This window comes from Tenacibaculum sp. M341 (assembly GCF_004337695.1).
Taxonomy (GTDB): domain Bacteria; phylum Bacteroidota; class Bacteroidia; order Flavobacteriales; family Flavobacteriaceae; genus Polaribacter.
The window spans coordinates 1-8,898 of the sequence record NZ_SJXJ01000040.1; the positions used below are offsets into that span (position 1 = coordinate 1).

Genomic DNA, 8,898 nt, shown 5'->3' on the forward strand with positions numbered 1-8,898 from the left:
CCATTGCGAACTGTTTTGTAAACTAATGACGAGCTTTTGTCTTGTTCTTTCTCCTTTTATTAAATCTCTAAATCTAAAACTTTAATAAAATTTATTCCTAATACAAACATAGGATGACATTCTCTTTTGAAGTAAGTTCAAGAAGATAAAGCTGAATACTTAAACACTGCATACTGCTAACTAACTATACATGCACAAATAAAAAAGGTCGAAAGTTTAAACTTTCGACCTTTTTGATATATTGAGTTATAATTTATTTACGAAAATAAGTTATCAATTTTCTCTTTTTCTTCAGCAGCTAAAGCAGCATCTACTAAAATACGTCCACTGTGCTCATCAATAGTAATCTTCTTTCTATTAGCAATTTCTAATTGAATTTGAGGTGGAATAGTAAAGAAAGATCCTCCAGCAGCACCACGCTCAATAGAAACAACAGCCAATCCATTTTTTACTTTATTACGAATTCTAGTATAAGCATTTAATAAATGTTTGTCAATAGACTCTGAATATTCTTCAGATTTTTGTTGTAATAATTTTTCTTCTTTCTCAGTTTCTTTTAAAATATCATTTAATTCTGATTTCTTAGCTTTTAAATGACCTTCTTGACGCTTTAATTTATCTTTAGTGCTATCAACAACTTGTTTCTTTTGAGAAATTTTAGCTTTAAATTCTTTAATTCTTTTTTCAGCTAATTGAATTTCTAATTCTTGATATTCAGTTTCTTTACTTAAAGAATCAAACTCACGATTGTTACGAACATTTTTTTGTTGTTCCTCGTACTTTTTTATTAAAGACTTAGATTCTTCAATAGAAAGCTTTTTATTGCTAATATCACTATTTAAGTTATCAATATCTTGCGCTAAATTCGAAAGTCTAGTATTTAATCCGGCAACTTCATCTTCTAAATCTTCTACTTCTAAAGGTAATTCACCACGAACATTTCTAATTTCATCAATTCTAGAATCGATTAACTGTAAATCGTATAAAGCTCTTAACTTTTGTTCTACCGTTACTTCTTTTTTTGCCATCTTTATTAAATATAATGTATTGGATTCGTATTTTCTTCGCTTAAAATAATTGCAAAATTAGTGAATTTTTTTGTAAGATACTCAACTAAAAGATTTTTTGTAAACTGTTCGCTTTCGTAATGACCAACATCAGCTAATAAAATACGTTCTTCAGCTTGATAAAACTCGTGATATTTAAAATCAGCACTAATGTAAGCGTCAGCTTTTTGCTGTAGAGCATTTTTAATAGCAAAACTTCCCGAGCCTCCTAAAACAGCTACTTTTTTAATAGATTTATTCAAGAGTTTTGAGTGTCTAACACATCCTGTTTTAAAGGTTTTTTTAATGTACTCTAAAAAAGCAACTTCCTCCATTGGTGTTTCAAACTCACCAATCATTCCCATTCCAATATGTTGGTTTTTATTCTCCAAAGTAATTACTTCATAAGCAACTTCTTCATAAGGATGCGCTTCAAATAAAGCCTTTAAAATTTTTCCTTCTAAATAGCTATTAAAGGTTACCGTTATACAAGTTTCTTCTTCAAACCATAATTCACCTTTTTGTCCAACAGTCGGATTTGAATTATTATTACCTCTAAAACTTCCTTTACCTTCCATGTTAAAAGAACAATGGTCGTAGTTTCCAATATTTCCTGCACCAGCATTAAACAAGGCTTGTCTTACATTTCCTGCTTCTTTAAAAGGGACATAAGTAGTCAGTTTTTTAATCGTGCTTTTTTTCGGAATTAATACAGATTTGTTTTCCAATCTAAGAACTTCACACATTTTAGCAGATACACCATTGTTTGAATTATCTAAAGCCGTATGCGTAGCATAAATAGCAATGTTGTTTTGAATGGCTTTTAAAACGGTTCTTTCTACATAATTGTTACCGTTTAATTTTTTTAAACCACTAAAAATAATAGGATGAAAACTAACAATTAAATTGCAGTTTTTCTGAATAGCTTCTTCAACAGTTGCTTCTAAAGTATCTAAGGTAACCAACACACCAGTAACTTCGGTGTTATAGTTACCAACTAACAATCCTACATTATCAAAACCCTCAGCATATGCTAGCGGAGCTAATTCTTCTATGTGATTGGTAATATCTCTTATTGTCATTTGTGTAAAATTCTGAAATGTTGTTTTAAATTAATAATATCATGATACTACTAATATCGCTTTTCCGAGTGAAATCATTGCGAAATTATAAAAATAAAAATTTACAAATCGTAAATGATAATTTGTAATTCGTAATTCAAAAATACTACTTTTGAGATATGAAATTGATACGGTTTTTATTATTTCCGATTGCTGTTGTTTATGATGTAGTAACAAGCATACGAAACCATTTTTTTGAGTCAGGATTTTTTTCATCTAAAACATATACCACTCCAACAATTGTTGTGGGAAATTTAAGTGTTGGCGGAACAGGAAAAAGTCCGCAAATAGAATATTTGATTCGATTATTAAAAGATCAATACAAAGTAGCAACCTTAAGTAGAGGATATAAAAGAAAAACTGAAGGATTTCAAATTGTAAATAATACTCACACCGCAGAAGATGTAGGAGATGAACCATTACAGTTTTTTTCTAAGTTTGATAACATAACCGTAGCGGTAGATGCAAACAGGAGAGAAGGGATAGAAAAGTTACAAGAAAAAAAGAATCCAGATGTTATTTTGTTAGACGATGCATTTCAGCATAGAAAAGTAAAAGCGGGATTTTATATTTTACTAACAAAATACAATGATTTGTATGTTAATGATTTTCTTTTACCTACAGGAAATTTAAGAGAATCTAAAAGAGGAGCAAAAAGAGCCGATGTTGTTGTTGTTACAAAATGTCCGCAATTAACGGATGCAGAAAAATTAAAAGTGAAGAAGAAATTACAACTTCAAATGCATCAGCAGTTATTTTTTAGTAGTATTGTTTACAATGAGTTTTTAAGAGGGGAGGAGGAAGTTTCTTTGGCATCTTTAAAAGAAAAAGAAATAGTTTTGGTAACAGGAATTGCAGCTCCAGCACCATTGTTAACTTTTTTAACTTCGGAAGGAATTCAGTTTACACACCTAAAATTTCCTGATCACCATAATTTTACAGACGCTGATATTTTAAAAATAACAAAAGTCTCTCAACAAAAAATGATTTTGACGACTGAAAAGGATTATGTAAGATTGAAAGGAAGGCTAAATAATTTATTTTACATAGGTATTGAAACAACATTTTTAGAGCATGAACAAAGTTTTAATGATTGTGTTTTAGATTATGTAAGTTTAAGAAATTAACTCTCAGTGTACAATTATCAGTAATCATTTATCAATTTTGACTAGTAGTAATTAAAACACTCTTGCACGTATTTAATTATTGAATTTGAAATTACGAATTACTAATTGTTTTTTGCTCAACCCTTAACCTAAATTGTCAGTTCGAGTGCTTTTGAGGTGCGAAAAATTGTATCGAGAACAAAATCCTTCCAGTTACTAACTTCCAACTCCTAGCTAGATCTAAAACAAACAAAATTAGTATATTGTGGCATTGTTTTTGCTCAAACAACAATAAATCAAAATAAAATGAATAGAATAGGACTTTTTGTAATTGTTATAGTTGCTTTTATATCAAATTCTTTTGCTCAAGAGACTGCAAATCATGTTATATGGGAACCTACTTTTAAGGAAGCCTTAGAAAAAGCAAAAAGCGAACAAAAACCTATTTTAATTTACTTCACAGGTTCAGATTGGTGCGGACCTTGCATTCAATTAGACAAAGAGCTATTTCATACCGAAAAGTTTGAAACTTTCGCCAAGGAAAAAATGGTTGTTTATATGGCTGATTTTCCTAGAAATAGAGATTTAATTACTTCAGATGCTCGTAAAATAAATAAAGAGCTTAGCAAAAAATACAAACAAACTTCTTTTCCTACTATGGTTATTATTGATGCTAAAGGGAATGTACTTGGTCAGAAAAATGGTAAATACATGGCTGAGTATTATTATCCATTTTTTGAGGAAGTGGTGAGGGCTTTTGAGTAAGAGGGCTTTGATATTACTTTCTTAAATCTTTATCGTCATAAATAGGTACTTTTTCAACATTATATATATATCTTGTTACAATTATAAGTTGATGATTGTTGTTTTTATCTATTGAATACTTGTATCACATGAATTTTGATGTTTGCAAAAAATTATCTTTTGCGGAAAGTCACTTCTCTAATTACGGTTTTCCGCATATCTGTATAGAATTAGATGTATAATTTAGTGTTTGAAATTATAATTTGTATAGGATTTGGTATATACGATATGTAAATAATGAAAAACATGAATGAAAATAAACCATTTAAAATACTCTCAATAGACGGAGGTGGTATAAAAGGGTTATATAGTGCTTCAATATTAGAAAAATTAGAGGAAAAATCAGGAAAAAGATCAGGGGATTGTTTTGATATGATATGCGGTACTTCAACAGGAGGACTTATAGCGTTGGGATTAGCATCAGGGAAAGAAGCAAGAGAATTGGTAGATTTATATAAAAATAAAGGAAGTGAGATATTTCCTACAGCTAATAATCGCTTCTGTCGTTTTTTTCAGAACATATGGAATGGAGTTAAGCAAGTGCTTTTATTTGGAAAGTTTTCAGGAAAACCACTCGAACGTATTCTAAAAGATTCTTTTGGTAATACCACTTTAGGAGAACTCAATAATTTGGTATGTATACCTAGTTTTAATCTTATCTCAGGTATGCCACGTATGTTCAAATATCCACACAAAGAGGGTGATTTTTATAGGGATAAAGATATACCATTGGTCGATGCAGCTTTAGCTACATCTGCAGCACCTACTTATCTACCTATACATAGCTACGATGATAACCTTTATGTAGATGGTGGAGTGTGGGCAAATAATCCTACACAGTGTGGTTTGCTCGAAGCTATAAACTATTTTGTTGGAGAAGGTAAAGCTTATACTCATGTAGAAATTCTATCCGTAGCAAGTGTTTCACAGGCAGGTGGTTGGGCTTCTGGTATTCGAAAACGTCGTTCGTTTATTGGTTGGAAATCTAAGCTAATTCAGACCTCAATGGATGGTCAAGCTTATTTTACTCATTTTTTTCTTTCAAAAGCATTACCGCAGATTTACACTCGTTCAAAATACATTAGACTAGAATCCCCAAAACTATCGTCTGAGCAAATGGCTGTACTTGAAATGGATAGAGCAGATAAAAAGGCGCTTAAAACTCTTAAAGCTTTAGGAGATCAAGATGGATATACATATACTAATAGAGATGATGTAATGGAATTTTATAAAACAAGTAAGACTTATATAACTAATTAATTATGTCAAATTGCCACAACCTTTTTCAAATATTCAATTCTAATTTAAATATTAGTAATTCTAAGAAGAAGAAACTGATGACATCGCGTGATAATCTTAGAGACCTTATCCGCAACTATTTTAAAGATAATCATTCAGAATACACACCTTACTTTGCAGGACAAGGTTCTTACTCTTTGGGAACAATGATACTTACCAAGGATAATACTTGTGATTTAGACAATGGTGTTTACTTCTTTCCTAAACCAACTGAGACAGGAACAACATTACAAAAATGGGTAAAAGAAGCTGTAAAGGATGCAACTTCTACTACACCAGAGCATCGCAAACGCTGTGTTCGTGTAAACTATGCAGCGGAATATCATATTGATCTTCCAGTTTATTATAAAGCAAGTAGAGATAATGATGTCGAGCATCCTCATTTAGCTGTTAAAAATGAAGAGTGGTCAGAAAGCGATCCTCGTGAATTTAATCGTTGGTTTAAAAATATTAAGGACGATAAAGGTCAGCTTATAAGAATTGTACGTTACCTTAAAGCTTGGGGAGATACTCGCTCTTTTAAAATGCCAAGTGGAATAACAATGACTGTGCTTGCTACAAATAACATATCTTCTAACGATAGAGATGATATTAGTTTAAAAGAAACCTTAGAAAACATTCAGACTAGCTTAAAAGCAAACTGGACTTGTGTAATGCCAACTACACCTGGCGATGATTTACTAACTAATTTCAAAGGTGACAAAGACAAATTTCTTGATGCTTTGGAAAAAATCATCGATGATGCTACAAAAGCCATAGATGAGAGCAATCAGCTACAAGCGAGTAAAAAATGGATAACACATTTAGGTTCTTACTTTCCTGAAGGAGAAGATAAAGACATAGATAAACTAATGAATCAGCTATTTTCAACGGCTTCAAGTGTGTTAACTGGAAACGCTAAGCTTAACAGTTCTGGTCATATACAAATGAACGAAGGAGTTGACCACAAGCCTCACAAAAATTACGGTGGATAATGGCATTTTACAAATCAAAAAAAATAAATCAACTAGCAATAATTGGAGCTGAAAAATCTTTATTAAATAAACATTATGAGTTTATTAACTGCAAAATAAAGAGCGGTGTGTTGTATTGTTACGGTTCATTTCAACCCACTACCGAATCAGATACGTATTCTTATAGGATTAAGTATAGACCTTTCAGCTCACCTGTTACCATAGTAACAAGTCACGATATAGATTATAATGATGATATTCATATGTTTCCAGATAATAATTCACTTTGCTTATATCACAAAAGCGATATGGTTTGGGATTCGACTTTACATCATCTTTATGATACGATTGTACCTTGGACTCATGAGTGGTTTGTTTTTTATGAATTATATAAAATATGTGGTATGTGGTTACATCCCGAAGTTAAACATAATAGCAGAAAAAAGAAAGAGGACTAACTATGTGGCCTATATTAGCAATAGCAGGAGTAGGATATACTTTGTATAAATTGTTTTCGTCCGACGAAGTAAAAGTCTCAGACAAGTCCAATTCTCACGAGCAATTTTTAGCTTTTAATCAAACTATATCTATTAGCTCTGAAAAAAAGAAAAATCTGAAAAGTGCTCACAACACTATCAGAACTAAACTTATTAATTACTTCGATGATAAATATCATATTCCTTATATCGACTTCTTTATTCAGGGTAGTTACAAAATGGGAACGATGGTTGAAAATATGGGGTCTTTTAGTGATATAGATTTAGGTGTCTATTTCAAAGAAAAACCTAGCATTGCGATTAGTACCATTCAGTATCATATAAAAGAAGCACTAACAGGGCATACTTCAAAAGGAGTCGAGATAAAAAAGATGTGTGTACGTCTTAACTATGTAAGAGACTTTCATATCGACTTACCTATCTACTACAAAGATTGGAATAATATTTATTTTGGTTGTAAACATAATGGCTGGCAAAAGTCAGATCCAAAAGATTTTATCAAATGGTTTAAATCTCAAACTAAAAATAAACCACAGTTAGTCCGGGTAATAAGATATCTAAAGGCTTGGTCAGATTATCGTAAATATCAAACTAATAAAAAATTCCCTAGTGGCTTGGTCTTAACCTTGTGGGTTATTGAACATTATTACGAAGATCAAAGAGATGATGTGGCATTTACGTTTACAAGTGATAAGATATTTCAATATCTTGACAAAAATTATCAATCAGATTGGGAAGCAAAAATGCCTGTTGCTCCATACGATGATACACTATGTAGATTATCAAATAATCAGAAAGAGTATTTCTATAATGATTTTAAAGAAATGATTGAGTATGCATCTGCTGTACTCGAATATGAAAATCAACATTCTGCTATTCTTGAATGGAAAATTATTTTTGGAAACCGATTTTAATAAAGATTTATTGAGAGTAAAGTTTAAAGATAAAATAAAAAAATATTTGATAACGACAGACAGAAGTACAGGTTACGCTGATTTTATTGATTTAGGAAAATTATCAGACTTTAGTGGAATTGAATTTAGTATTAATGAGGGGAAATCAATAGTTCTTGATAATGTTCATACGAATTTAATTAAAGTTAATTATTTTAAAGATAGTATTGTAAAAATTAGTTTTAGTAATAACCCTAAGGCTTATGAATAGACTAAATTACTCAGATATATTACACATGCGATAGTTCAGATTTGTAATCTGTACCGAGTAAGAGTAAGTCATTACAATATTCAAACATATACCCCATAGCATTTAAAAAAATGTTGCGGGGTTTTATTTTACGTAAAAACTAAAAAACACAAACCCAACTAATAGCCTTAATCGAAACATTTAAGCGATTAATCAAAAGAAAATATTAGTGTGTTGTTAGTTAGTTGATTATGGCTCGAATATTTCGTATTTTTAAGTAGTAAATAATTTAAGTCAAATCTTATGTCGAACAATAAAATTATCTTAAGCAATGCACTTTTAATTTTCGGAGGTATTGCAGGGTTCTTTTTTCTAACAAAAATTATAGGATTAGATGATGTTTCAGAATTACGTTTATTAAATTTTGTTTTTGTGCTTTGGGGAATAAACAGAGCTATAAAAACAAATATTAAAGTAAACCAAGAATCATCGTATATTAATAATTTTTCGATCGGAATTGGAACATCGGTATTGGCAGTCGGATTTACTATTGTAGGACTCATCTTTTACGTTGGTTTTATAGATAGTGGATTAATTGCAGTATTAGAAAACACATCCTTTTGGATACAAAACTTAAGCTTACCATTAATTGTTTTCGCTTTAGCAATTGAAGGGGTAGCATCATCAGTAATCTGTTCATTTATATTAATGCAGTATTACAAAAACTACAAAGTAACAGATGCTTCCATAGCATAAAAAATTAAAAATAAAGTCCCTATGTTGTGTAAATAGCATAGGGATTTTATTGTGAAGTCATCTTGACTTTTCAATTTTATGAAATTTCTTTAATCCGATTACAATAAATGCTAGGAAATTAAAGCCTTTCCAACTAGTAATTGTGGTGTCAAATCTATTCAATAAAGAACGAA

10 protein-coding genes and 1 pseudogene are annotated in these 8,898 nt (G+C 30.6%); 8 read left to right on the plus strand and 3 right to left on the minus strand.

Annotated elements, in window-relative coordinates; genetic code table 11:
* Positions 1-257: 257 nt before the first annotated feature.
* Together EYW44_RS21670 and EYW44_RS21675 are read right to left on the minus strand one after the other, a co-directional pair.
* Positions 258-1,028: a zinc ribbon domain-containing protein gene (locus EYW44_RS21670; RefSeq protein WP_132727904.1), complete on the minus strand. Its 771-nt coding sequence runs from the start codon at positions 1,026-1,028 to the stop codon at positions 258-260.
* A gap of 5 nt (positions 1,029-1,033) precedes the next feature.
* Positions 1,034-2,128 carry a Nif3-like dinuclear metal center hexameric protein gene (locus EYW44_RS21675; protein ID WP_132727908.1) on the minus strand — a complete coding sequence of 365 codons (1,095 nt, stop codon included), beginning with the start codon at positions 2,126-2,128 and terminating at the stop codon, positions 1,034-1,036.
* Between the two features lie 158 nt (positions 2,129-2,286).
* Between EYW44_RS21675 and lpxK the strand changes: the two genes are divergently transcribed.
* The 8 genes from lpxK (at position 2,287) to EYW44_RS21715 (ending at position 8,725) form a co-directional block, all read left to right on the plus strand.
* On the plus strand, positions 2,287-3,294 hold the full coding sequence (gene lpxK / locus EYW44_RS21680) for a tetraacyldisaccharide 4'-kinase (protein ID WP_132727911.1): 1,008 nt from the start codon (positions 2,287-2,289) through the stop codon (positions 3,292-3,294).
* Positions 3,295-3,579: 285 nt separating this feature from the next.
* Positions 3,580-4,038: a thioredoxin family protein gene (locus EYW44_RS21685; RefSeq protein ID WP_132727914.1), complete on the plus strand. Its 459-nt coding sequence runs from the start codon at positions 3,580-3,582 to the stop codon at positions 4,036-4,038.
* 285 nt (positions 4,039-4,323) lie between these two features.
* Complete coding sequence (locus EYW44_RS21690) at positions 4,324-5,337, plus strand: CBASS cGAMP-activated phospholipase (RefSeq protein ID WP_243643715.1); 1,014 nt, start codon at positions 4,324-4,326, stop codon at positions 5,335-5,337.
* A gap of 2 nt (positions 5,338-5,339) precedes the next feature.
* Positions 5,340-6,350 carry a CBASS cGAMP synthase gene (locus tag EYW44_RS21695; RefSeq protein ID WP_132727920.1) on the plus strand — a complete coding sequence of 337 codons (1,011 nt, stop codon included), beginning with the start codon at positions 5,340-5,342 and terminating at the stop codon, positions 6,348-6,350.
* On the plus strand, positions 6,350-6,787 hold the full coding sequence (locus EYW44_RS21700) for a hypothetical protein (RefSeq protein ID WP_132727923.1): 438 nt from the start codon (positions 6,350-6,352) through the stop codon (positions 6,785-6,787). Before EYW44_RS21695 ends, EYW44_RS21700 begins: the two co-directional genes overlap by 1 nt.
* A gap of 2 nt (positions 6,788-6,789) precedes the next feature.
* Positions 6,790-7,740, plus strand: coding sequence for a cyclic GMP-AMP synthase DncV-like nucleotidyltransferase (locus EYW44_RS21705; protein WP_132727926.1), 951 nt, complete (start codon positions 6,790-6,792; stop codon positions 7,738-7,740).
* Positions 7,741-7,786: 46 nt separating this feature from the next.
* A complete protein-coding gene (locus EYW44_RS21710) occupies positions 7,787-7,990 on the plus strand; it encodes a hypothetical protein (RefSeq protein WP_132727929.1) in 204 nt (67 codons plus the stop codon).
* A 282-nt stretch (positions 7,991-8,272) separates the two neighbouring features.
* Positions 8,273-8,725: a hypothetical protein gene (locus EYW44_RS21715; RefSeq protein WP_132727932.1), complete on the plus strand. Its 453-nt coding sequence runs from the start codon at positions 8,273-8,275 to the stop codon at positions 8,723-8,725.
* A 57-nt stretch (positions 8,726-8,782) separates the two neighbouring features.
* Here the strand turns inward: EYW44_RS21715 and EYW44_RS22840 are convergent.
* Positions 8,783-8,898 (minus strand): annotated as a pseudogene (locus tag EYW44_RS22840) (IS5/IS1182 family transposase); the annotation flags it as partial.